Annotated in this window: 21 protein-coding genes and 1 tRNA gene; 7 read left to right on the top strand and 15 right to left on the bottom strand. The window is 63.7% G+C overall.

Annotation, left to right across the window (positions count from 1 at the left end):
- Positions 1 to 6: 6 nt before the first annotated feature.
- The 4 genes from G4G27_RS04500 to G4G27_RS04485 all read right to left on the bottom strand — a co-directional run bounded on the left by G4G27_RS04500 (position 7) and on the right by G4G27_RS04485 (position 6,864).
- Positions 7 to 1,350 carry an MFS transporter gene (locus G4G27_RS04500; RefSeq protein WP_183112237.1) on the bottom strand — a complete coding sequence of 448 codons (1,344 nt, stop codon included), beginning with the start codon at positions 1,348 to 1,350 and terminating at the stop codon, positions 7 to 9.
- Positions 1,351 to 1,460: 110 nt separating this feature from the next.
- Entirely contained in the window at positions 1,461 to 4,226 is a 2,766-nt protein-coding gene (locus G4G27_RS04495; RefSeq protein WP_183112236.1) for a TonB-dependent receptor, read from the bottom strand.
- 215 nt (positions 4,227 to 4,441) lie between these two features.
- Positions 4,442 to 5,509: an acyl-CoA dehydrogenase family protein gene (locus G4G27_RS04490; RefSeq protein WP_183112235.1), complete on the bottom strand. Its 1,068-nt coding sequence runs from the start codon at positions 5,507 to 5,509 to the stop codon at positions 4,442 to 4,444.
- Between the two features lie 134 nt (positions 5,510 to 5,643).
- Entirely contained in the window at positions 5,644 to 6,864 is a 1,221-nt protein-coding gene (locus G4G27_RS04485; protein WP_183112234.1) for an acyl-CoA dehydrogenase family protein, read from the bottom strand.
- 297 nt (positions 6,865 to 7,161) lie between these two features.
- Here G4G27_RS04485 and G4G27_RS04480 point away from each other — a divergent pair, with 297 nt between their 5' ends.
- Complete coding sequence (locus G4G27_RS04480; RefSeq protein WP_183112233.1) at positions 7,162 to 8,394, top strand: MFS transporter; 1,233 nt, start codon at positions 7,162 to 7,164, stop codon at positions 8,392 to 8,394.
- A gap of 217 nt (positions 8,395 to 8,611) precedes the next feature.
- Here the strand turns inward: G4G27_RS04480 and G4G27_RS04475 are convergent, their stop codons facing one another.
- The 4 genes from G4G27_RS04475 to G4G27_RS04460 all read right to left on the bottom strand — a co-directional run bounded on the left by G4G27_RS04475 (position 8,612) and on the right by G4G27_RS04460 (position 12,432).
- On the bottom strand, positions 8,612 to 8,983 hold the full coding sequence (locus tag G4G27_RS04475) for a nuclear transport factor 2 family protein (protein WP_183112232.1): 372 nt from the start codon (positions 8,981 to 8,983) through the stop codon (positions 8,612 to 8,614).
- Positions 8,984 to 9,014: 31 nt separating this feature from the next.
- Entirely contained in the window at positions 9,015 to 10,436 is a 1,422-nt protein-coding gene (locus G4G27_RS04470) for a M20/M25/M40 family metallo-hydrolase (RefSeq protein ID WP_183112231.1), read from the bottom strand.
- Between the two features lie 599 nt (positions 10,437 to 11,035).
- Positions 11,036 to 11,821, bottom strand: a complete 786-nt coding sequence (locus G4G27_RS04465; protein ID WP_183112230.1) for an SDR family oxidoreductase — start codon at positions 11,819 to 11,821, stop codon at positions 11,036 to 11,038.
- Positions 11,818 to 12,432 (bottom strand): glutathione S-transferase family protein, encoded by a 615-nt coding sequence (locus tag G4G27_RS04460; protein ID WP_183112229.1) that lies wholly within the window; start codon positions 12,430 to 12,432, stop codon positions 11,818 to 11,820. Before G4G27_RS04460 ends, G4G27_RS04465 begins: the two co-directional genes overlap by 4 nt.
- Positions 12,433 to 12,539: 107 nt before the next feature.
- Here G4G27_RS04460 and G4G27_RS04455 point away from each other — a divergent pair, with 107 nt between their 5' ends.
- A complete protein-coding gene (locus tag G4G27_RS04455; RefSeq protein ID WP_183112228.1) occupies positions 12,540 to 14,078 on the top strand; it encodes a class I adenylate-forming enzyme family protein in 1,539 nt (512 codons plus the stop codon).
- Positions 14,075 to 14,851, top strand: coding sequence for a thioesterase family protein (locus tag G4G27_RS04450; protein ID WP_183112227.1), 777 nt, complete (start codon positions 14,075 to 14,077; stop codon positions 14,849 to 14,851). Before G4G27_RS04455 ends, G4G27_RS04450 begins: the two co-directional genes overlap by 4 nt.
- 35 nt (positions 14,852 to 14,886) lie before the next feature.
- Here the strand turns inward: G4G27_RS04450 and G4G27_RS04445 are convergent, their stop codons facing one another.
- The gene (locus G4G27_RS04445) at positions 14,887 to 15,243 is read right to left on the bottom strand and encodes an energy transducer TonB (protein WP_183112226.1); all 357 of its coding nucleotides are present in this window, start codon (positions 15,241 to 15,243) and stop codon (positions 14,887 to 14,889) included.
- 234 nt (positions 15,244 to 15,477) lie between these two features.
- On the opposite strand from G4G27_RS04445, the gene G4G27_RS04440 reads away from it, so the two are divergent.
- The 4 genes from G4G27_RS04440 (at position 15,478) to G4G27_RS04425 (ending at position 19,998) form a co-directional block, all read left to right on the top strand.
- Positions 15,478 to 16,185: an EF-hand domain-containing protein gene (locus G4G27_RS04440; RefSeq protein WP_183112225.1), complete on the top strand. Its 708-nt coding sequence runs from the start codon at positions 15,478 to 15,480 to the stop codon at positions 16,183 to 16,185.
- An 89-nt stretch (positions 16,186 to 16,274) separates the two neighbouring features.
- A complete protein-coding gene (locus tag G4G27_RS04435; RefSeq protein WP_183113611.1) occupies positions 16,275 to 16,994 on the top strand; it encodes a response regulator in 720 nt (239 codons plus the stop codon).
- 98 nt (positions 16,995 to 17,092) lie between these two features.
- Entirely contained in the window at positions 17,093 to 18,400 is a 1,308-nt protein-coding gene (locus G4G27_RS04430) for an ATP-binding protein (RefSeq protein ID WP_183113610.1), read from the top strand.
- Between the two features lie 2 nt (positions 18,401 to 18,402).
- The gene (locus tag G4G27_RS04425) at positions 18,403 to 19,998 is read left to right on the top strand and encodes an alpha-glucosidase (RefSeq protein WP_244624553.1); all 1,596 of its coding nucleotides are present in this window, start codon (positions 18,403 to 18,405) and stop codon (positions 19,996 to 19,998) included.
- 347 nt (positions 19,999 to 20,345) lie between these two features.
- Here the strand turns inward: G4G27_RS04425 and G4G27_RS04420 are convergent, their stop codons facing one another.
- The 6 genes from G4G27_RS04420 to G4G27_RS04395 form a co-directional block, all read right to left on the bottom strand.
- Complete coding sequence (locus G4G27_RS04420) at positions 20,346 to 21,479, bottom strand: Fic family protein (RefSeq protein WP_183112223.1); 1,134 nt, start codon at positions 21,477 to 21,479, stop codon at positions 20,346 to 20,348.
- A 269-nt stretch (positions 21,480 to 21,748) separates the two neighbouring features.
- Positions 21,749 to 21,833 (bottom strand) — tRNA-Leu (locus G4G27_RS04415).
- 203 nt (positions 21,834 to 22,036) lie between these two features.
- The gene (locus G4G27_RS04410; protein WP_183112222.1) at positions 22,037 to 22,507 is read right to left on the bottom strand and encodes a MucR family transcriptional regulator; all 471 of its coding nucleotides are present in this window, start codon (positions 22,505 to 22,507) and stop codon (positions 22,037 to 22,039) included.
- A 207-nt stretch (positions 22,508 to 22,714) separates the two neighbouring features.
- Positions 22,715 to 23,836, bottom strand: coding sequence for an HlyD family secretion protein (locus G4G27_RS04405; protein ID WP_183112221.1), 1,122 nt, complete (start codon positions 23,834 to 23,836; stop codon positions 22,715 to 22,717).
- On the bottom strand, positions 23,833 to 24,261 hold the full coding sequence (locus G4G27_RS04400; protein WP_183112220.1) for a PaaI family thioesterase: 429 nt from the start codon (positions 24,259 to 24,261) through the stop codon (positions 23,833 to 23,835). The genes G4G27_RS04405 and G4G27_RS04400 overlap by 4 nt, the downstream gene beginning before the upstream one ends.
- Positions 24,258 to 24,851: a TetR/AcrR family transcriptional regulator gene (locus tag G4G27_RS04395; RefSeq protein ID WP_183112219.1), complete on the bottom strand. Its 594-nt coding sequence runs from the start codon at positions 24,849 to 24,851 to the stop codon at positions 24,258 to 24,260. Before G4G27_RS04395 ends, G4G27_RS04400 begins: the two co-directional genes overlap by 4 nt.
- Positions 24,852 to 24,912: the final 61 nt, after the last annotated feature.

Here is a 24,912-nt window from a genome sequence, read left to right as displayed (position 1 = left end):
CGCGCGCTACGCCACCATTTCCTGCCGTCGTTTGAGCATCACGCCCGCGCGCCAATAATGGAAGATCGCCCAGGGGGTCGCGGCAACGGCGGTCAGCAACGCCCAGCGCAGCGATTCCTCCTTGCCGGCATAAGGGACATAAGCATCGCTCAGCACTCCGATCATCGTCGGCCCAAGGCCCAGGCCGATCATGTTGATGACCAGCAAGGTGATCGCCGCCCACATCGCCCGCATGCGCAGCGGCGCCAGGCCCTGCAGCATCGCGAAGGTCGGGCCGAGATAGGAATTGGCGAACAACATGTTGAACACATAGGCGCCGATCGCCACCGCCGGCACATCGGTCATGAAGAACAGCAGCGTGAAGGGCAAGGCGGCGCATTTGAGCAGCCCGACCATCCAGCTTTGCGCGTGAATGCCCCAGCGTTTCGCCGCCCAGTCGGCAACGCGCCCTCCGCCGATGCCGGAAACCGTCCCGATGATCGCCGCGATCGGCGCGACGATCAGCGCGACCTGGCCGACGGTGAAGCCGAGCGAGCGCTGCAGATAACTCGGGCCCCAGCTGGTTGTAGCATAGCCGATCAGCGAGGTCAGCGTAACCGCCATGACGAGATGCCGGGCCGCGGCGTTGCGCCACATGTCCGCAAAGGCCGACCAGATGCTTGGCATTGGTTCGTCTTGGGGCCCCTGCTGGGCCCCGTGCTGGAGCCCGTCGTCGGCGACGCGCGAGGCGTCGGACAGGCCACGTTTCGGTTCGACCACGAACAGCCGCACGACCACCGCCAGGATGATGCCGGGAATGCCGACCGCGATGATCGCGATGCGCCAGCCATATTGGCTCGCCAGCCAGCCGCCGATCATCGTGCCGAACCCGCCGCCGAGCACCACGCCGAGCGAATAGATCGCCATCGCGCTCGCCCGCTTTTCGGCTGGATAGAGATCGGCGATGATCGAATGGCTCGGCGGACTGGATCCCGCCTCTCCCACGCCGACGCCGATCCGTGCGAGGAGAAGCTGGACATAGTTCTGCGCCAGCCCGCACAATGCGGTCATCAGGCTCCACAATGCGAGCGACACGGCGATGATGTTGCGCCGGTTGGCCTTGTCGGCGAACCGCGCGACGGGAATGCCAAGCCCGGCATAGAAGATCGCAAAGGCGAAGCCGGCGAGCAGGCCGAGCTGCGTGTCGCTGAGTTTCAGGTCGGCCTTGATCAGCTCGAGCAGGATGGCGAGAATCTGCCGGTCCATATAGCTGAAGAAATAGGTCAACGTCAGCAGGCCGAGAGTCAGGGTGCGGCGACGCATCGCCAATGTCTCGTCGAGCTCGGGGTGGCTCGCGGCGGATATCGGCATGGTTACTCCGGTACGCTGGAGGTCGAAAATAACCCGCCGTCCGGAACAACCGGACGGCGGGAGGGAGGTTAGTCAGCCCATGCCGCGACGGGCAAGTCGGTCATGCGCGGTCAGAACTTGCCGCGCAGTGTAACGCCATAGGTCCGCGGCTCGGCTAGGAACGCCGAGAAGGTCTGCGTACCGCCGGGATAGCTCGCCGCCGGGAAGCCCGGCGTAACCCCGACGCCCGAGCCGGCCTGGAAAGGCGAGCTGAAGGCGACCTGGGTGTAATCGGTGTTAAGCAGGTTCTGCGCCCAGAATTCGACTGCCCATTTCGACGACGGGCCGCGAATGCCGACGCGCGCATTCATGACGAAGAAGCTGTCCTGCTCCTTCTGCGGGAACAGGTCGGAGCCGCTGTTATAATCGCTCGACAGGCGTCCATCGACATAGAACAGGGCCGACAATCCGCTGCTGCCCAGTTCCGGCGTCCAGCTCACGCTCGACGTGACGACGATTTCCGGCGCGTTCGACAAATTGTCGCCCGGCAACAGGCGGAGCGCCGGATCGAGCGCCGAGCCCTTCGCGTTGCCGACCAGGTTCTTCCTGAAATGCGTGTCTGAGTAAGTGAAGCCGGCGGTGACGTTGAAATTGCGCGCCGGGTTGATCGATGCCTCGACTTCGACACCCTGCGATATCACGCCCGAACGGACATCCTTGCTGGCACAGGCACCGGTTGCCGCACTGAGGTCGCGGTCCGCGCCGGCGAGGTCGGTGCTGCACGAATTGACATTCTGCACCAGGAAGACCGATCCGTTGAACGTGTTCAGCTGGAAGTTCTTGAACTTCTGGCGGAACGCCGCGACGTTGAGGCTGAACGGCCCGCTCGAATATTTCGCGCCAATTTCCAGGGCGTTGTTTATTTCCTGGTCGAACTGCAGATTGCCGACCAGTGCCTGCGGGCCACCGGCGGCGGCGAAGGTCGTTGTCGGTATGCCGGCGATCGGCAGGATCGGCGCCTTCAATGCCGAGCGATCGAGATTGAAGCCGCCGCCCTTATAACCACGCGCATAGCTGCCATAGATCAGCAGGTCCGGCGTGACCTTGTAGGACAGGATCGCGGTGCCGGTGAACTCGTCTTCCTTACGCTCGCTGTTGATCGATGCGCCGTTCAGTTCGGAGGTCGAATTGCCCTGGCACGTCAGGCTGATCAGGCCGCCGGCCACGGCCGCAAGCCCTGCATTGGTCAGGAACGGCGTGAGCGCCGCCTGTTGCGCCGGGCAGTAGATATTATCGTTGCCGAAAGACGCGTCGAGCTTCTTGGTTTCGTTGGTGTAGCGCAGGCCGACAGTCAGCTTCAGCTCATCCACGATCGTAATGATGTTGTGGGTGAAGAACGCGAAGTTCTTGCTGCTCTGCCGGTAGGCGGATTGGGTCTCACCGACATTGCGCACCTGATCGAGGCGGTCGAACCCGGCCAGGATGCTCGGCCCGGCCGCGCCGAACGCACCGGATACGACTGGCCGCAGCGAAGTACGGATACAGCCCGACGCGGTCGGATCGAAGGCGAAGGCGAGACCGCCGCCATTGATGATGCGGCATGCGGCGAACCGGCCATATTGCGATCCAAAGCGCAGATTGTCGCGAACCTCGAGCTTTTCGTCGCCATAAAAGGCGCCGACCAGCCAGTCGAGATGCTCGCCGAACGCGCTGCCCTGCAGACGCAGTTCCTGCGAGAAAGTCTTGAAGCCGCGGAAGCCGGCATCCTTACCCGGCGCGCGGTACAGGATGTCGACATAGCTATAGTCGGTATCCGACGCCTGATAGTTGCCATAGTCGCGATAGGCGGTGATCGAGGTCAGCTGCGCGGCGCCGAAATCATAATCGATCTGGCCCGAAACGCCCCAATCCTTGGTCTCGCCACCATAGCTGCGGCCTGGTGTCAGATAGACGTTGCGCGAATAGGGGTCGCTGAACGCGGCGGTCGGTTGCCCGAGCGCCCTGAGTACCGGGATGATCGGATTGGCAGTGGTCAACAGGCCGCGATTGGCCGGCGCGACGGTCTGGTCGATATAGACCGCGGTGCAGCAATTTTCATTGCGCTTGGTATAGTCGCCGATCAGCCGGACCTTCAGGTCGCTCGACGGTTCGAACAGCAACTGGCCGCGCACGAAATACCGGTCGCGATTGTTGATCTTCGTGCCGTTGGTCACATCCTTGTAGAAGCCGTCGCGGTTGACATAGACGCCATCGATCCGCGCCGCGAGCGTCTCACCCAGCGGAACGTTCACATTGCCGCCAAGGCGGTAATAATCATAATTGCCGTACGACGCCTCGGCGCCGGCACTGAACCGGTCGAACGACGGCGATTTGCTGACGATGCTGATGATGCCGGCCGATGCGTTGCGGCCGAACAAGGTGCCCTGTGGACCACGCAGCACTTCGACGCGCTCGATATCGCCAAGTTCGTTCAGGCCGATGCCCGAACGCGAACGATAAACGCCGTCGACGAACACCGCGACCGAGCTTTCCAGACCGGGATTGTCGCCAACCGTGCCGATACCACGCAAGCGGGCCGACCCATTGGCTTCGTTGCCGGTCGAGGAGACCTGCAACGATGGAGCGATCTGGGCAAGCTGGCGGATGTCGCTGGCGCCGGTGCGCTCCATGCTGGAGGCATTGATCGCGGTGACGGCGAGCGGCACGTCGGCCAGCGCCTGCGCGCGCCCCTGCGCGGTCACGACGATATCGTCGTTCGCGCTCCCGGCTTGATCGGTTTCCTGGGCGGCGGCGGATGTGGGCGCAGCGGCATCGGCGGTTTGCGCCGATGCCGGCGTCGCCAGACCCATTGCGAGGACGGTGAAGGCGCACGCCGACATATATTGCTTCTTGAGCATCTCTATCTCCCGTTGGACCGGAACGCTGATCGGCTCCGTACCCCACACTCGAATAGATAGACGGACTTCCGTTACGTCAAGCGGAACTCGAACCACGACACGCCTTGTCGTGCGCCTGTTGCCAAAAAGTCATACCTGAAAAACAGCCGGATCGGGCAGAACGACTATTCGAATCGTCAAAAATGCTTAACCGACGCCGCGTCTTTGACCTTCCCTCAATAGCCGTTCAACCGTGCGAAGCGCTCACGGTGCCAGGCCGCGTTGCCCCACATGGTTTCGAGCACATAGGCTCGCTTGAGATAGAGGCCCGCGTCATGTTCGTCGGTCATGCCGATGCCGCCATGCAGCTGAACCATCTCGCGGCTGACCAGATGAAGCGTGTCGCCCATGATCGCCTTGGCCAGACTGACCGCCTGATCGACATCGGAACGGCCGGCGTCGATCGCCTCAAGCGCACCCTCGACCGCCGAGCGCGCCAGTTCGAGCTCGGTGAACATCTTGGCCATGCGATGCTGCAGCGCCTGAAAGGTCGAGAGTTGCTGGCCGAACTGGACGCGGACCTTGAGATAGTCGTTAGTCACGGCAAAGGCCTGCTCCGCCATCCCGAGCATCTCGGCACAGAGCGCGGCGGTCGCGCGGTCGACTACTTTGGCGGTCAGGTCGGTGCCGCCGAGCTTCTCCGCCTTGGCGCCATCGAAAACCACCTGCGCATGGCTACGCGAATCCGCCATATGCCGCGCCGATCGCGATACGCCGACATCGCCCGACACGAGGTACAGGCCGTCGACCGCGGACACGACGAACAGCTGCGCGCCATCCCCTTCCGCGACGAATTGCTTGGTGCCGGTCAGCTTACCGTCGGTGACCCTCGTCGCGGTCTTTGCCGGGTCGTGCACCGGGCCTTCGTCGATCGCGAGCGTCGCGACGATCTCGCCGGCGGCAATCCTTGGCAGCCATTCGGCCTTGGCCGCTTCATTGTCGCCGAGCGCGATCGCGGTCGACGCCGCGGCGGTCGCGGCGAGCGGCGACGCGGCGAGGTTACGGCCAAGCTGCTCGAGCACCAGCCCGAGCGAGAGGTAACCGAATGCGGACCCGCCAAACTCTTCGGGGATGATCACGCCGGCCCAGCCCATCTGGCCCATCGCCGCCCAGGCATCGGCATCATAACCCTCGACCGGCGCGGCATCGCGCATCTTGCGGAAGGCAGTAGTCGGCGCTTCATTGTCCGCCCATTCGCGCGCCATGTCGCGCAGCATCGTCTGTTCGTCGTTGAGTACGGCCATGTTCTTAACTCCCTCTCCCCTCCGGGGAGAGGGTGGGGAGAGGGGCAGTGTGTCTCACCGCCCTCTCCGCACTGCCCCTCTCCCGGCGTCGCTTCGCTTGCCTGCCCTCTCCCCGATGGGGAGAGGGCTAAGAATTATTGATGATCCAGCATGCCCAGGATGCGTTTGGCGATGACGTTGTTCTGGATCTCGCTCGATCCGCCATAGATCGACACCGCCTTGCCCCACAGCCAGGTTCGCGTCTGGGTCAATTCCTCGTCGGTAAAGCCCTCGCCTTCCCAGCCGAGCCCGTTCATGCCCATGATCTCGATCGACAGTTCGGCGCGATCCTGGGTGATGCGCGCGCCAACATTCTTCATGATCGATGTCGCCGCCGACGGCCCCTGGTTCGATTTCGATTCCAGCGCGGCGCGGCGCAGCGTCAGCATGAAGGCGCGGCTGTCCATCTCGTGCCGCACGATGCGCATGCGCAGATCGCTGTCGGTGACTCGACCCTGGTCATCGAGCCCACGATATTCCTTGGCCAGCGCGCTGACCGATTTGCCGGCGAACATCCGGCCCGCCGCCGATCCGCCGCCCGACAGATTCTGCCGTTCGTGCTGAAGCAGGCGCTTGCCGATCGTCCAGCCCTCACCCTCCTGCCCGACAAGATTCTCCTTGGGTACTTTCACATCGGTGAAGAAGGTTTCGCAGAAAGGCGACGAGCCGGAGATCAGCCGGATCGGCTTCACCTCGACACCCGGGCTGGTCATGTCGATCAGCAGGAAGCTGATCCCTTCATGCTTTTTCGATTTGTCGGTGCGCACCAGCGCGAAGCATTTGTCGGCCCATTGCCCGCCCGACGTCCAGGTCTTCTGGCCGTTGACGACGTAGTGGTTGCCCTTGTCCTCGGCGAACATCTGAAGTGAAGCGAGATCCGACCCGGCACCGGGTTCGGAATAGCCCTGGCACCAGCGCACCTCGCCCTTGGCGATCGCCGGGATATGCTCGCTCTTCTGCGCTTCATTGCCATATTCGAGCAGCGTCGGGCCGAACATCATCACGCCCATGCCGCCGATCGGGTTCCATGCGCCGATCCGGCCCATCTCCTCCTGCAGCACGCGCGCCTGACCCCGATCGAGACCACCACCGCCATATTGCGCCGGCCAGGTCGGCACGCCCCAGCCCTTGTCGCCCATCGCCTTTTTCCAGGCGGCTTCGTCGGCCGACAAATCGGTCGGCCCGTCGATCGCCGACATGGCATTGTCCTTACCCTTCAGCGCGGGCGGAAAGTTCGCGGCAAGCCACTCACGCACCTCGGTGCGAAAGGCATCCAGCGGGTTGACGGAAACGTCGAGTTCGGCGGCGGTGGCCATAAATCCTCTCCTTCGGGACCGAATCTGAATATCGGGTATGGTGAGGTTAGTGGCATAGTTTGCGGATGAGTGGAAGGGATGCTGAGGTTTGTTACGCGTTAAAACCCTTCTCCCCCCTGTGGGAGAAGGTGGCCGAGCAAAGCGAGGTCGGATGAGGGGGAGGGGGACGCGCAACATCGCCATCAGTCCCCCTCACCCTCCCACAAGGCGAGAGGGGAAGAGTCGAGCTTGGGCCAGCACCTGCGTCTTTGTGACCGCCCCATTAGCCCGCTAGAAGCGCCTTCGGGGGAGCCTGCCATGCGATTCGAACACCGCGCCGTACCGATCGTCCTTGCCGCCGTGCTGGTCGATACGATCGGCTTCGGCATCGTCATGCCGGTCTTTCCCGAGCTGATCACCCACCTCGGCCATGTCGACCTGGAGCAGGCGACGCGCATCGCCGGCTATATGCTGGTCGTGTTCGCCTTCACGCAATTCTTCGCCGGACCGGTACTCGGCAATCTCAGCGACCGGTTCGGGCGGCGGGTCGTGCTGATCGCCTCGATGCTCGCCTTCGCCGCCGATTATGCGCTGATGGCGATCGCACCGACCCTCGCCTGGCTGTTCCTCGGCCGGGCGATCGCGGGGATCGCGGGCGCTGTGTACGGCCCGGCCAGTTCAGTGCTGGCCGATGTCACCCCGCCCGAAAAGCGCGCTGGCGTGTTCGGGTTCATCGGCGCCGCTTTCGGTGTCGGCTTCATCATCGGCCCGGCGATCGGCGGGTTGCTCGCCGATTTCGGGCCGCGCGCGCCGTTCGTTGCCGCAGCGGTGCTCGCGCTGCTCAACGCCGTGGCGATGATCGTCGCCATGCCCGAGACGCTGGCACCGGAAAATCGCCGTCCCTTCCACCTGCGCGACGCGCATATCGTCGGCGCGTTCCGCCCGCTGTTTGCCGCCGGCAACGCCGCGCCGCTGCTGCTCGCCTGGTTCTTCTGGCAGCTCGCGCATATGGTCTATCCCGCAACCTGGGCGTTCTGGGCGGCGATCCGCTTCGGCTGGAGTCCCGCCGAAATCGGGTGGAGCCTGGCCTTTGTCGGGTTGATCAGCGTGATTTTCCAGGCCGGCCTGTCGGGCCGCATCATCGCGCGCATCGGCGAACGCCGCGCACTCGTGATCGGGCTGGCCAGCGGCGGGCTGACCTTTCTGATCTTCGCCTTCATCACCGCCAGCTGGCAGGCCTATGCCCTGTTCCTGCTGAGCGCCTGTTCGGGGCTGGTCTTCCCGGCGATGAACGGGCTGCTTTCGCGCATGGTCGACGCGACGCGCCAGGGTTCGCTGCAGGGCGGGATCGGCAGCATGGGCAGCGTATCGCAGATCCTCGGGCCGCTCCTGCTCACTCAGGCGCTGGCGACCGGCGTCGATCGCGGCTTTCCCGGCGCGGCGTTCCTGGTCGCCGGCATATTGGCGCTGACGGCGCTCGGCACGATCGTGTGGAAAGTGCTCGACCGCGTGCCGCCGCCAGAGCCGGCCACCACACCGATGGACGCCTGAGCTTCATATCCTCCAGACACCGAGATCACTCTCTGACCCACTCCCTCCCGTTCGCACTGAGCTTGTCGAAGGGCCGCTCTTCTCTTTCCAACGCAGGAGAACGAAGGCAGTGCTTCTACAAGCTCAGCACGAACGGATTTAGGGTGATCCCAGTGAGTCCGATCTCGCTCTGGCTACTTACAATTCTCGACATCACTCGAAACGAACCGAGATTGGATCACGCTCCCGCCGGGTTCTCCGCTCCGACAGGATAGGTGCCGTGCCCGCTCCTGACCTTGTCGCCATCGAAGATCAGCACCTCGCTCACCGACACGCCCTTCTGGTTGCGATATCGGATCACCACCGTGTCGACGCCCGCAAAGACCTGCTCGACCGTGAAGTGCAGGTCTGGAATGCGCCGCAACCCTTCCGTCCAATAGGCGCGCAACGCTTCCTTGCCACGAACCTGCCCACGCGTTTCGGGCAGGATGGCGGCGGCGACCGGCGAGGTGAACACGACGTCGTCGTGAAAATGGCCGAGGACGCGCTCCAGGTCATGCGCGTTCCAGGCGTCGCTCCACTCTGTTGCAAAGCTCAACGGATCCGTCACTCTTGCCTCCCGCCGATACGAAGCCCCGCTCCTATTGCGTATAAGCCTTCACCAGCCGGTACATGAACGCCCTGCCGTCCATCAACGACTTGACCCTGATCCGTTCGTTGAGACCATGCACGCCCTGCCCGTCCGGGTCGGCGAACAGGCCCGAGACGCCATAAGTCGGGATGCCGGCGGCGTTGGTGTGACGGCCATCGGTCGCGCCGGTCGCGAGACGCGGTATCACGGGCACGCCCGGCCACATGTCCTTCGAGATCGCCTCGATCGGCCCCATGATTTGCGGTGTCAGCGGCGGCGCGGGCGATCCGGCGTGCGGCGGGTCGGCAAAGCTGACCTTGACCTTGTCACCGCCAAGCTCGGCAAGTTTGGCGAGGATCATGTCCGCGCCCTCCCCCGGAATGATGCGGCAATTGACGTTTGCAGTCACCGCTTGCGGCTGCGCATTGGTCGCATGGCCGCCGGAGATCATCGTCGGGATGCAAGTGGTGCGCAGCGTCGCGTTCCAGCTGGGGTTCGCGGCCGAGACAGCGGCATAATCCGCGTCGGTCGCCTTGCCCGTGCCGACCGCCGCCATCGCCCTGGTCTGGGCGGGATAGAGCGGTGCGGACGCGCCGAAAAACGCCTTGGCTGCAGGCGTCAGGTCGACCGGAAAGTCATAGGCGTTCACCCGCGCAAGCGCTTCGCTCATCCAGCCGATCGCATTGACATGCGGCGCCTGGCGCGAACTGTGGCCGCCGGGCGCGGTCGCGGCGAAGGTGAAGTCCTGATAGACTTTCTCGCCCGCCTGGATGCCATTGCTGACCGGCTTGCCCGCCTCGTCCAGCGACCCGCCGCCGCCTTCGTTCAGCGCCCATCCAGCGGACAGCGCGTCGCGCTTGTTCTTGAGCAGATATTCGACGCCGTTCAGCGCCTTTTCGGTTTCTTCGCCGCAAGTCAGCGCAAGCTTGATCGTGCGCTTCGGCTTGTAACCTTCCTGCCGAAAACGGATCAGCGCGTCCGTAAAGGCAGCCGCCATCGCCTTGTCGTCCGACGTGCCACGTCCGTAGAAATAGCCATTCTCCTCGACCATGACGAAGGGGTCGCGAGTCCAGTCCGCGCGCTTCGCAGCGACCACATCGATATGGGCGAGCAGCAGCAGCGCCGGCAGCTTCGCATTGCTGCCGCGCAGAATGGCGGAGAGATTGCCCTCCTTTGGATGCGCCGGATCGACGATCACGGTCACATCGCCCTCCGGATAGCCCGCGGCCTTGAGCCGTGCGCCCATGCGCTCGGCCGCCAGCGTGCAGCTACCGTCGGGCCAGCTCGAATCTGTCTCGACCAGTTCCTTGTACAGCGCGCGAAACGCGGGTTCACCGGCACGCGGATCGGGTGTTGCAGCCTGAGCCGGCATTGCGCTGGTGGTGAGCAAAGCGGCGAGCGCGATCGACGCGAAGTGGCTGCGAGCCTTCATACGGGCGGTCCTTTCGGGAATGCTTGCGCTGCGCGGGGTTAAGTCTGTCAACGCTGTCGCCAGTCTGGCGACGGGATTTGGCTTCGACAAGCGGGGATCGTGTTACCATCGCCTGCATGCCGGCTCGATTCAGATTGTTCTCCGGCTTTGTCATGTCTGCTTTTCGGCGGAGGTGCCTTGCCTCACGGTAAGGCCCTCCGACCAATGATTTGAATCAGCTGATTCGGAACCGGACACACGATGACTTCTGCTCCACCATTTCCCGATATTCCCGTAAAGCGACCGCAAAATTCCCGCACGGGTTCGCCGGTTTTCCCGAAGCTTTTCCCGTGAATTCCCGTAAAACGCTCAAAAAAACATTTTCCGCAAAAACTTCCCGTAGCTGCGTGAAATTGGCATCCCGTCGCGCAGTATCGGAGATGCTGCGACTTCGAACGGGGCCGTTCCACCGATTCAATTCCACCCATTCGAAGTGCTACCACTGGCCCCAACGGCATTTCACCGTCGCCGTCCCGCTCTTTGACATGACGATCAGTAAACACCGCATCGCTATCCTCCGCCACCGACGGCTTGGCGATGAGGGTAGATGGCAATCCGCCTCAGATCTCCTTCCCCGGGCGCCGCGACAGCCCCACATCGAGATGCCCGCCCGCATCGAGCAGCATGATCTCGCCGGTGATCACCCGGCTCGCGGGATCGAGCAGCATAACGATCGGTCCGGCGATATCGTCGGCACCGGGCGCCATCGCCATCGGCGTCTTCGACGCGATGCTCGCGTTGAGCGCGGCGAAACCGGCCTCTCCCAGACGCTTCTCGAACCAGCCGGTGCCGACATAACCCGGCGCGACGGCATTGACGCGGATCGCCGGCGCGAGCGAACGGGCCAGGCTTTTAGTCATCGTCGCCAGCGCGCCTTTCGATGCGGCATAAGCGACCGACGATCCATTGCCGAACACCCCGGCGACCGACGCGACATTGACCACCGCGCTATGCGGGCCCTGCTTCATTGAAGGCGCGCAGGCGCGGATCATCTGGAACGGCGCGATCGTGTTGAGCCGGTAGATGTCGATGAAATCCTCCGCCGACAGCGCCTCAAGATCCTCATGATTGGCAAACTTGGTCCGCCCGGCATTGTTGACCAGGAAATCGATCCGCCCGAAAGCGTCCAGGGCAGACCCGGCAAGCGCGCGGCAGGCGGCATCCTCCACGATATCGCCCTGCACCGCGATCGCGCCCTCACCCACCTCGACCGCCAGCGCCTCGGCATCGTCGCGGCTTGAGGCGTAATTGATCACGCAGCGCACGCCGCGCGCGGCAAGGCGGCGCACGACCGCAGCGCCGATTCCGGTGCCGCCACCGGTGACGATCGCTACCGAGTCCTTCACGCCTGCGCACTCGGGCGGGCGGACGCGCGATCGTGCCACGCGCGCAGCGCGACCAGATCGTCGGGGATCGCGATGCCGACGAATGCGGCGAAATCGATCGTGGTGAGCAGCACGATATCGGCGATCGAATAGCTTTTGCCGTCGAGCCAGTCGCGATCGGCCAGCGCGCGGTCGAACTCGGCCATCGCCGCCAGGACGCGCGGCCGCTGGCTTTCCCCATATTCGGTATATTGCGGTTTCACGATACGCGCGGTGAACGGGTGAGTGTGCACCCACACCATGCCGAGCGGGATCATCAGCCGCAGCTCGATCCGGCGCGTCCACATATCGACCTCAGCCAGGCTGGTTGGGTTGGTCCCGAACATCGGCGGCTCCGGATGCATCGCCTCGAAGAAGCGGCAGATCGACACGCTCTCTGTCAGAACAGTGCCGTCATCGAGTTTCAGCGCCGGGATCTGGCCGAGCGGATTGACCGAGAGATAGGGCTCAGCGCGATGTTCGCCCTTGACGATCGAGAGGATCTCGGTCGGAACGCTCAGGCCTTTTTCGGCAAGATAGATACGCACCCGGCGCGGATTGGGGGCCGGATTGACGGCATCGTAAAAGAGCATGTTCCCTCACCTGTGATTGTTCGACGGATTCGTTTTTCGAACCGGGCGTATGGCATTTCTTCCTGCCTTGGCCTAGCGGACTCGAACATCGGGAACCCGGAGAGACCATGACTGCCCCCCTTACTGCCGCCATCATGCTCGAGAGTGACTTCGCCACCCTGCCCGACCTGATCCGGGCTCATGCCGTGGAGCGCGGCGACAAGACCGCACTCGCCGAAGCCGGTGGCGAGCTCGACTATGCCGGGCTCGACGCGCTGATGGATCGTATCGTCGCCGCGCTGCAACGCGACGGCGTCAAACAGGGCGATTCGGTCGCGATCGTCGCCGCCGCTTCGATCGAATATGCCGCGGTGTTCCTCGGTGCGCTGCGCGCCGGCTGCGTCGCCACCCCGCTCGCTCCATCGGCCACCGGCGAGGCGATTGTCGCGATGATCGCCGATTGCGGCGCGCCGATCACCTTTATCGACGCCGATGCCGCGACCACGCTTGCCGGGCAGCGCATCCCGGGCAAGCTGGTCCATCTGAAATCGCTCGGCCCCTGGCTCGCCCCCGAAGGCGCGAAGCCGGAGCCGGTGGAGATCAAGCCAGGGGACGGTTTCAACATCATCTATTCGTCGGGCACCACCGGCACGCCCAAGGGCATCGTGCAGAGCCATGAAATGCGCTGGGTCCATATCGCGCGCAATTCGGCCGCCGGGTTCGGCGATGCGGTGACGATGATCGCGACGCCGCTTTATTCCAACACCACTTTGGTCAGCTTCCTGCCCACATTGGGCTGGGGCGGCACCGCGGCGCTGATGAAGAAGTTCGATGCACGCGGTTATCTGCAACTCGCCGAGCGCCACCGCGCGACACACACCATGCTCGTGCCCGTCCAGTATCAGCGGCTGATGGCGCTGCCCGATTTCGACACTTTCGACCTGTCGAGCTTTCGCTTCAAGACGAGCACCAGCGCACCTTTCTCGACCGCACTCAAGGCCGATATCCTCAAGCGCTGGCCGGGCCTGCTGGTCGAATATTATGGCATGACCGAAGGCGGCGCCTCCACCGCGCTGATCGCGACCATGTATCCGAACAAATTGCACACTGTCGGTCAGCCAATGCCCGGGCATGAAATCCGGCTGATCGACGACGACGGCAAAGAAGTCGCACCGGGCGAGATGGGCGAAGTGGTCGGCCGCTCGCCAACGATGATGACCGGTTATCACGGCCGCCAGGAAGCGACGTCGGCGGCCGAATGGCACGATGCGGAGGGCAATCGCTATATCCGCCACGGCGATGTCGGGCGCTTCGACGAGGACGGCTTCCTGATCCTGATGGATCGCAAGAAGGACCTGATCATCTCGGGCGGGTTCAATATCTATCCGACTGACCTCGAAGCGGTGCTGTCGCAGCATCCGGCGGTCGCGGATTGCAGCGTGATCGGCGTGCCCTCCGAGGCGTGGGGCGAAACGCCGGTCGGTTTCTACGTGCCGCACACCGGCGTCGATGCGAGCAGCGGCGAAATCCGCGACTGGACCAATGCGCAACTCGGCAAAACGCAGCGCCTGTCGGAACTCCACGCGATCGACGAATTGCCGCGCAGCGCGATCGGCAAGGTCCTCAAGCGTGAATTGCGCGATCGGTTGGCAGCCAGCGCGGCATGACGCCGATCCGCGATATACTCGGCGCCGCGACACCCGTCGAAGGCGGTTTTCGCGCGACGATCCCGACTGGCTGGTTGCAGGGGCGTACCGCCTATGGCGGCCTGTCGAGCGCACTTGCCTTGCATGCCGCGCAAAGCTGCGAGCCTGACCTGCCGCCGCTGCGCTCGGCGCTGGTCGCGTTCATTGGCCCGCTCTCCGGCGAGGTGACGGTCACCGCCACCAAGCTGCGTCGCGGGCGCAACGCCGCTTTCATCCAGGCCGATATCGTGTCGGAAGCGGGGCTTGGCTTCCGGGCGACCTTCGTCTTCATGTCGGATCAGGAATCGCGCATCGACCTTGAGGGCGCGCTGGCCAGCCCGCTGCGCCCGCCCGCGCCCGATGCGAAACTCTATACCGGGCCGGACGAGTTCTTCACCGGCAACTTCAACTTTTTCGACCTGAAGGAAGAGGCGAAAGGCGAGGCCGAATGGCTACGCTGGGCGCGGCTGCGCGCTTATGACGGGCTCGACCCTATGGTGCAGGTGATGGCGCTCGCCGACGCACTGCCACCCGCCGCGTTCAAACTGCTCGGCAAGGCACCCGCGCCGATCAGCTCGCTGACCTGGATGGTCAATCTGCTGACCCCGGCACCGGCGACCACCGACGGCTGGTGGCTGCTCTCGGCCAAGTCGGATCACGCCAAAAACGGCTGCTCGAGCCAGACGATGATGCTGTGGAACGCCGACGGCGTGCCGATCGCGCAAGGCGCGCAGAGCGTGGCAATCTTCGCCTAGGGTTGATACGAAGGCGCCTGCTCGCGCAATTCATTTCACGGCTTTCGCCAGACAATGTTCCTGATGAAGGTATGGGAAGGCACCGCGACACCATCCACCACGACCGCCTTGAATCTGGCGTTCTTCATCGCCGTCTTGCAGCTATGATCGTCCAGCGATGCAAAGCCGCTGGAGACCGTCACCGTACATGCCGTCGGTTTTCCGGTCTCGTCGATTTCCAGCCTGATGGAAACGCTGCCCTGATCGCCATTCTTGCGGGCATCCTTTGGATAGGAGTCTTGTGGGAACCAATTTCCTGGATCGTAGCGCGGGACAGCGCCGGTTGGAGTGTCCAGAGCGGGCGATGCGGACTGCGCCAAGGCCAGCGAAACCATGTAAAACAATTCAATCATTTGATCCCCATCCATCCGTTCTCGTGTTTCAACCCCTAGCGGATACTGCTTCGATACGCATCCCGAACTCGCGCCACATGCCCGTTTGCGCATGGCCTACTTGATCGAACCCGTGATCGCTTGCGACAATTTGCGACAATTCTCTTGCGCGCTGACACAGCGCCGCGACACCCTTGATGCATTACGCTGTCCAAGGCGCGGATGAGCCGGCCTGAGCTACTCGAGGGAATTGCCATGAAGAAGCTGCTTCTTGCCGCTGCGCTCGCCACGACGGCGCTCGCTGGTGGCGCTGCCATTGCTGGTCAGGCCGAGCCTGGCCAGCGCGGCGGGGGTATGATGCGCGCCGACACCGACAATGACGGCGCGGTGTCGCGTGCCGAGGCCCGCGCCCAAGCCGAGGCGCGTTTCGCGCGCATGGACACCAACAATGACGGCCAGCTCGCCGGCGACGAACTGAAGCACCGCGGCCGTAGGGGAACGACCGACGGCGATGCGACGCCGATCACCAGGGAGGCGTTCCTGGCCAAGGCCGATGAACGTTTCGCCAAACTCGACACCAACAATGACGGCAGAATCTCGGCCGATGAAATGGCCGCAGCGCGCGCCGGGCGGGGCGACCGGCCGGGCAGAGGCGACATGGTTCGCCCCGCGCCAACGGCCAGCCCGACGGACGGGCCGGCCCGCGGTCATGGTGGAATCGCGAAAGCGGATACGAATGGCGATGGCCGTATCAGCCGCGATGAGATGCGCGCGCAGGAAGACAGGCGTTTCGCAAAGCTCGATACCAACGGCGATGGTTTCATCGACCAGGCCGAGATGGACGCGAGCCGCGCAAAGATGAAGGCAATGCGCGACCAGCGCCGCGGCGGCCAGCCGGGCGGCCCGGGCGACATGCCGCCGCCATCGGGCGCCGATGCGCCGGAACCAGATACCGGCCAGTAATCCCCCCACTGACCGGTTGCCGGGCGGGTGCCGCTCCTCCGCCCGCCCGGCACTTTCACTTGGGAATTATCATGCTAAGCCCCGATCCGATGGGAGACACGCCACATTTGCTGCTGGTCGATGACGAGCGCTCGATCCGCGAGCCGCTCGCGCAATATCTGACCAAGCAGGGTTTCCGCGTGACTCAGGCCGGCGATGCCGAGGCAGCGCGTATGCGCCTGGCGGCCTATGCCATCGATTTGATCATCCTGGACATCATGATGCCGGGCGAAGATGGGCTGAGCCTGTGCCGCCACATCCGCGAGACCGGCGAGATCCCGGTGATCCTGCTCACCGCGCGCAGCGAGGAGACCGACCGTATCGTCGGTCTTGAAATGGGCGCCGACGATTATGTCGTAAAGCCCTTCTCGCCGCGCGAATTGTCAGCGCGCGTGAAGGTCATCCTGCGCCGCGCAGCTGCCGGTGGAGCGCGCCAGCATGCACCGGAAAGCGGCTCGTTCGCCTTTGCCGGCTGGGTGCTCAAATCGGGCGAGCGCGCGCTGGTCGATCGCGAGGGCGTGTCGGTGCCGCTATCGACCGGCGAATATAACCTCCTCCTCGCGCTAGTCACCCGGCCGCGTCAGGTGTTGACCCGTGACCAGTTGCTCGACCTGACGCAGGGACGCGAGGCGGCGGCGTTCGATCGAGCGATCGACAATCAGGTCAGCCGCTTGCGCCGCAAGATCGAGATCGACGCAAAGAGCCCCGAACTGATCAAGACCGTATGGGGCGGCGGCTATACGCTGGCGGCCGAAGTCACGCGGCTGTGACCGAGCCTTCCGAAACGCGCGAAGACGCGCATGGGGCGCCTCCGCCACCCCGGCAGCGTCCGGTACTCCGCTATTGGCCGCGCAGCCTGTCGGGCCAGATGGCGCTGCTGGTGGCAATCGCCTTGTTCATCGCTCAGGCGATCAACTTCGCCATGCTGCTGCAGGAGCGCCGCTCCTTCCTGTTCGAACAGGTCACCGGCCCCGCAATCACGCGGCTGGTCGATGCGGTCGAGCGTGTCGAGTCGGGCCGCGGGCCGCACCTGCAACCCGATCGCGGCCGGGTACGGCTGGTGCCGGCATCGCCGATCGCCGCCGATGCACGGCGCCTGGACGATGTGGAACAGGGCCTGCGGGACACCTTGACCGATGCCGGGCTCAAGGTCGGCCGGATCCAGGCCGGCGTCAAAAGGATCAGTGCCGACGACCCGCGGTTCAAGGACCATAGCTCGCATCGCATGCGTCGCATGGCGCGACTTGGCGGTGAATTGACCATCGCGGTCGAACGCCGCGAAGGCTGGCTGGTGATCAGGGCGCCCTGGCCGGCCACCGACATGTGGCTGTTCTGGCGGCTGATCGCGCAGACATTGGTCCTTTACGGCGTCATATTGCTCCCTGTGCTGTGGATCGGGCGGCGTATCTCGAGCCCATTGCGCACGCTCGCCATCGCCGCGGGCAATTTCAAGCCCGGCGAGGTCGATGTGCCGATCGAGGAGCGCGGGCCGCAGGACGTGCGTGACGTCATCTCCGCCTTCAATGCGCTGCGGTTGCGCGTCACCGCGATGCTTGACGAGAAGGATCGCATGCTCGGTGCGATCGGACATGATCTGCGCACACCGCTCGCCGCGCTTCGCGTGCGGATCGAATCGGTCGAGGATGACACCGACCGCAACAAGATGGCCGACACGATCGAGGAGATGAACCGCACGCTCGACGACATCCTGTCGCTGGCGCGGCTCGGCCGGCCGTCAGAGCCGCTGACCGATGTCGATCTCGCCGCGCTGGTCGACGCGGTGGTCGAAGATTTTCGCGACCTGGATCATGACGTGACGTTCGCGGAGACCGCGCGCCTGCGCATGCATCTGCGTCCTTCGCTGATGCGCCGCGCGGTGCGCAACCTGATCGAAAACGCGATCAAATATGGCGAGCGCGCCGAAGTCAGCATTCTCGGCACCGAGCGCGAAGTGCGGATCATCGTCGCCGACAAAGGCCCCGGCATTCCGGAGGACCGACTGGTCGATGTGTTCGATCCGTTCACTCGGCTTGAGACGTCGCGCAACAAGGAAACCGGCGGCATCGGCCTGGGCCTGGCGTTGGCCGGCGCGATCGTGCGTGATGCAGGTGGCGATATCGTGTTGGAGAACCGGCCGGAGGGCGGGCTCAACGCGATCATCGTCCTGCCGCGTTGACGGTGACCACGCGCGATCCCTGGTGGCGCGGCGCGGTTATCTATCAAATCTATCCGCGCAGTTTCGCGGATACCAATGGCGACGGTGTCGGCGATCTGCCGGGCATCACCCGCCATTTCGATCATATCGCATCGCTTGGTGTCGATGCGGTGTGGCTGTCGCCTTTCTTCACCTCGCCGATGGCGGATTTCGGTTACGATGTGTCGGACTTTTGCGACGTCGATCCGGTGTTCGGTACGCTGGCCGATTTCGACGCGCTGATCGCCCGCGCACATATGCTGGGGCTGAAGATCGTCATCGATCAGGTCTATTCGCACAGCTCGAACCAGCATCCCTGGTTCCGGGCGAGCCGCGCCGACCGCAGCAACGATCATGCCGACTGGTATGTCTGGGCCGACGCCAGGCCCGACGGATCGCCACCCAATAACTGGCAATCGGTGTTCGGTGGCCCAGCCTGGACCTGGGACGCGCGGCGCGGGCAATATTATCTGCACAATTTCCTGGCCGAGCAGCCTCAGCTCAACCAGCATAACCCGGCGGTGCAGGATGCGACGCTTGCGGTCGCAAGATTCTGGCTTGATCGCGGTGTCGATGGTTTCCGCATCGACGCAATCAACTTCGCGATGCACGACCCGGCACTGACCGACAATCCGCCGGCACCCGACACCGGATTGCCGCGCACCCGTCCGTTCGATTTCCAGCGCCATATCCATAACCAGAGCCAGCCCGGCATCCCGCTCTTCCTCGAGCGGCTGCGCACGCTGACCGACGCTTATGGCGGCCGGTTCACCGTGGCCGAAGTCGCTGGCCCCGCCCCCGAAGCGGAAATGCACGCCTTCACTGTCGGAGATCGCCGGCTCGACAGCGCTTATGGCTTCAACTTCCTCTACGCGCCTGCCCTGACGCCGATGCTGGTCCGCGATGCGCTGGCCGAATGGCCCGCCGCGCCGAGCACGGGCTGGCCGAGTTGGGCCTTCGAGAATCACGACGCGCCCCGCGCCATCTCGCGCTGGGCGCCGCCCGACCATCGCGACGCATTCGCCAGGATGAAGACCGCGCTGCTGATGTGCCTGCGCGGCAATATCTTCCTCTATCAGGGCGAGGAGCTCGGCCTGACTCAGGTCGAGATCGCATTCGACGATCTGCGCGACCCCGAGGCGATCGCCAACTGGCCACTCACCTTGTCACGCGATGGCGCGCGAACACCGATGCCATGGCATGCCGACGCGCCCCATGCCGGATTTTCGACCATCAGGCCGTGGTTGCCATTGGGCAGCGATCATGCCGCGCTTGCGGTCGACCGTCAGGAGAGCGATCCGCGCTCGCTGCTCCACTTCACCCGCCGGATGATCGCTTTGCGTCATGCCAATGCCGCGTTGATGACCGGAGAGCTGAAGATCGTCGAAGCATCGGCAACGATCCTGGCCTTTGAGCGCATGACACAAAATCAATGCCTGTTGTGCGTCTTCAACCTTGCCGCAGCCCCAACGCAATGGCAGCCAACCGATCCCGAGCGCTGGCGGCCGATCGAACAGATCGGCGCAATCCATGGCTGGTCGATCGGTGGTTTCGCCGCGCTGATCGCCGAGGCGGTTTGAGGGGCGGTCGAGACCGCTCCCGTCGCCGCCGGTGATTCAACCATGATGTTGGCCCACCTTTACTGCTTCCCCGGCGAAGGCCGGGGTCCAGTCGAGAAGGTCGAGGTGACAAGGCGAAGCGCCAGGCCAACAAATGCTTGCCAACTGGGCCCCGGCCTTGGGGGTTCCCAGAAAATATTACTTTCTGGGATGCCCTGCCGCCGGGAAAGCAGGCGGCGTCAACTTGGTGCGGGTTTATATTCACCTGCGCACCAGCGACGGCTACAGCCAACTTGTCGCTGCTGTCGGATGATCGACGCCGTACAAGATCGCTCGCCAAGTATTTTCAGTGATAATCTGTAATAATTTCATTCTTCACTTGCACTGTGATTGGCCGTTATTCCAGCAGCAAGTCGATACCGTGCATAGCGACGCTCGCCGCTGCGGATCAGCGCCCTCTTTTCAACTAGGTCGTTCAAATCGCGCGTCGTAGTGGCGAGACTGGCATCTGTGATCGTCCGATAATTCTCTGCGCTCAAACCGCCCGCAAAACCATCCGGCCCTTCGCGGAACATGCGGAGCAGCGCCTTTTCCTGACGCTCGTTAATCGCGCCGCGCAAGCGATCGAGCAGCCGCGTCTTGTCGATCAGGAATCGGATTCGGGTAATCGTGCGCACCTGCGCCTCGATCACAATATCGGCAAACCATGTCAGCCAGGCATTGATGTCGTTGCTCTGGCTGCCAAGCTGAAGCGCAGTGTAATAGGCTTTGCGGTGGCGATAGATCGTTTCCGCGAGTGCCGTCAGCGTCGGGGCAGCGAGATTTTGGGCCAATGCCTTTTCCGCAATCGCGCGCCCGATCCGGCCATTGCCGTCCTCAAAGGGATGGATGCTCTCGAACCACAAGTGCGAAATTGCGGCACGGGTGATCGCGGGAAGCGGGATTGGTGACGACGGCGCGCTGTCGTTGAACCACGCGATGAAACGGGACATTTCCATCGGCACGGCATCTGACGGCGGTGCCTCGAAATGGACACGCGGCGCATAGAGTGCGCCCGAAACGATCTGCATCGCGTCTTCGTGTGTCCGGTAGCGCCCGACATCGGCAATATCGCGACGGCCGTTCATCAGCATGGCGTGCCATGCGAACAGCGTCCGATCGTCGAGCGGCGCTGCATGACGGCGATAAACGTCGGCCATGAGTTCGGCGGCCCCGGCCTCCGCCGCGCTTGCGCGGCGCTGGTCGGCTGCAAAGCCCAGATGCCGTGCGAGCGATGACTGAACGCTGGCACGGTCGAGGATCTCGCCCTCGATGGCAGAGCTATCGACAACCTCCTGGGAGATGAGTTCGATGGTCAGCCCATCGCGCTCATCGGTGTCGAGGTGGTGGAGCGCGCCAATGACGACGCCGGAGCCTTTCAGAAATTGCTCTTCTGACGCGCGGATTCGTTCCGCGTCGAAGCGGAAATCCGGCCAGTCGGGAAGTTGCCAATTCCAGCGCATGATCGATAGGATGCCTTTCTATCAATCACGACATAGCCCAATTATGATTGATAAAGCGATAGCCAGTCAATCAGCAAAGACACATTGTCGCTTCGCGAGGCCAATTTGTGGCGATGGCCGCATCCCGGATGGGCTGCCAAGTGCCAGCATGACAATGCGTTCGATTGTCATTTCGCGCAGCGGAGCGCGGGACGTGCGACCCCATGCGATCCGCTGATGCAGGCTCCTGTCCCCCGTGCGGTGGACTTTATAGAGCCTGCTATCTTGGATGGTGCGGGCGGTGGGAATCGAACCCACACTCCTCTCGGAACCGGATTTTGAGTCCGGCGCGTCTACCAATTCCACCACGCCCGCATGCCGACTGGGCATTTTCAAGGCCACTGATCGACGATGAAAAGGCCTATAGGCGAGGCCTTCACAGATTTCCAGAGCGGAATTCCGGCTGCTACGGACTTGCGGAATCGAACACATCAAGCTTCGATTAGAGCCGCAAGCCCGCATCTGCAGTGGCTATATTTCCTCAGCCGCTGGCGATCCAGACGGACTGACCTGGAGCCTTACGCCTTTGGCGGCGCTTTGGCCGGCGTCGCGACACCCAGCTTCCGCCGCCCCTTCGGCGCGGCAGCGGCTGCCGGCTTTGCCTTGCGTCCCAAACCGATCTTCACCGCCAGCGCCTTGCGCTGTTCCGAATAGGCCGGCGCGGTCATCGGGTAATCGGCGGGCAGGTTATAGCGTGCCCGGTATTCGGCAGGGGTCAGTCCATGCTGCGAGATGTGACGCTTGAGCATGCTGTACGACTTCCCGTCGATCATCGAAATGATCTTTGCCGGATTGGCCAAGCTCTTACGCGCCGTCACTGCCGGCGCAAATACCGGTGCTTCCGGTTCGACTTCCTCGCTCAGCGCCGTCAGGGCATCGTGAACCGACTTGATCATGCCGCCGATCTCACCCGTCCCAACGCGGTTGTTGGATACGAAACTCGCGGCGATATCGGCCGTAAGTGCTACCAGCATTGCAGGGTCGTTCATTCGATAGTCTCCAATTGTCGGCAATGTTTATCCGATAGACCGCAAATGCCAAACCTCCCAACTTTGTTCAATGCACCTCAGAATCTTCTTCGGCCTCGCCCCGTTCGTTACTCAAGACAGGACCGAGGGAGGCTACCAAACCACCCCAATAAACGCCGCGGGGTGGCGAGCTGGCGATAAAGCCGCGATGCCAGTCGAAAACCGTCGTTACGGCTTGACCCGAACACTTGCCGTCACTGACAAGCCCGGGCGCAGCCTTGTAACCGCCGTCTGGCCCGGATCGAGTGCGATACGCACCGGCACGCGCTGCACGATCTTGGTGAAATTGCCTGAGCCGGGTTCGAACGGGAGCAAGGCGAACTCCGAGCCCGAGGCGGGCGCGAAGCTGTCGATCCGGCCGGTCAGCGCGGGGCCATCGAGCGCATCGACCTTAACCTTCGCCCGCTGGCCGATGAGCATGCGGCCGGTCTGTGTCTCCTTGAAATTGGCGACAACATAGAGGCCGGCTTGCGGCACGATGGTCAGCAGACGGGTGCCGGGCTGGACAAGATCGCCGGTCTGCGCCTGGCGGTTGCCGATCTGGCCCGAGATCGCGGCGCGAATGAAGGTGTAGCCGCGATCCTGTTGCGCCAGCCGTAAGCTTGCCCGCGCACGCGCCGCTACGGCCTGGGCCTGAGCGAGATCCGCTTCGAGTGCGGCGCGGCGCACGCCCGTCGCTAAAGCCTTGTCGCGGCTGACAGCGAGGCTGGCGACGCTGCGCCGCAACTGGGCGCGCGCATCGATTGCGGTCGCGGCAATCCGTTCCGCATCGCGCTGCGTGACGAAGCCGCGTTCGGACAAAGCGGAATAGCGCGCGGTGTCCGCTTCGGCGCGACGGCGCTCGGCATCGGCCGAGACGATCGTGCTTTGCGCAACGGCGACATCGGCTTCGGCGACCTGGCGATCGGCGACGAAGGTGACCAGTGCCGCACGGGCGCTGGCGACTCCGGCGTCCGCATCGCTGACCGAGGCTTCTGCGACGGAGAGTTTCGCGTCATATTCCTGCGGGTCGATGCGGATCAGCGGATCGCCGGCGCGGACCTGCTGGTTGTCGCGAACCAGCACCTCGGTGACAGTGCCACCGACCCGCGCCGACACAATTGTCGCATCGGCGCGCAGATAAGCGTTGTCGGTGCTCTCGTTCGCACCCGGCATGGCGATCCACGCAGCACCGGCACCGGCAAGCAGGATCGCGGCTGCGCCGGCGACCAACGCGCGCGGCAGTTTCCGCCGCTTGACCGTTACCTCCGTGGCGAGCGCCGGATCCATGGTGAGCGACGGGGCATTCATGGCGTGATCACCAGCAAGGTCGAGGTGGCGGAGGCAAGCAGCCGTCCATTGGCATCGGTCAGTTTCGCCTCGGCAAAGGCGACACGCCGGCCGAATGCGGTGATCGCTCCTTCGGCGCGGATCGGCCCGGTATCGGCAGTCATCGCGCGGTGATACGAAACCTTGAGTTCGAGCGTCGTGTAGGCCTGGCCAGACGCGAGTTTCGAGTGGGTGGCGATACCGCAGGCGGAATCGAGCAAGGTTGCCGCATAACCGCCATGCACGGTGCCGAGCGGATTATAAGTGCGCGCGTCGGGATTGCCCTCGAACACAGCGCGCCCCTCGTCCACCTCGACCAGCGAGAAATCGAGCGTCCGGCCGATCGGCGGTTGCGCGTTCGACGCGATCATCGCGCGGAGCTGTTCGAGGCCGCTGAGCGCACTCATGCTGCGGACTCCAGATCGAAGCGATGGCGCAGCATTGCCGCAGCATTTTTGAGGATCGCGTCGGACTGGGCCGCGTCATCGACGGCGCGCGCCAGCGACACCGCGCCAACCAGTTCGGACAGCATCGACGACGCTGCCACATCGGCATCGGCGATGCCGTGCCGGTCGAGCGCGTCGGACAGCCGCGCCGTCAGCGCCGCGACCCCAATACCGAAACGCGCGCGCGGAACGGGATCGAGCCGTGCGAGATCGGACGACAATGCCGGCAGCGGACAACCGCGCTCACGCGAATCGCGATGACGCGGCGAGAGGTAGAAATCGATATAGGCATTGAGCGCCGCGGCCGGATCGATCGCCGCATCAGACGCATCGAAACGCGCGCGCGCATCGTCGAACATCGTACCGATCGCCTCGGCGATGAGGTCGTCCTTCGATTTGAAATGGGCATAGAAACCGCCATGGGTCAGGCCGGCACGGGCCATGATTCCGGCCACCGCGATACCGCCCGGCCCCTTGGCGCGGATGTCGCGCGCGGCTTCCTTCAACACACGTTTGCGCGTCTCGCTCTTATGCTCGCTATCGTAGCGCATCTTGTCGTCTCCGATTATATGATGCATATAATATAATGATGCCCCAATCCGCAAGGGGGTC

Source organism: Sphingomonas sp. So64.6b (genome assembly GCF_014171475.1).
Classification (GTDB): Bacteria; Pseudomonadota; Alphaproteobacteria; order Sphingomonadales; family Sphingomonadaceae; genus Sphingomonas; species Sphingomonas alpina_A.
Note: the sequence above shows the minus strand (reverse complement) of the source record. Positions and strands in the feature narration are given on the sequence as shown.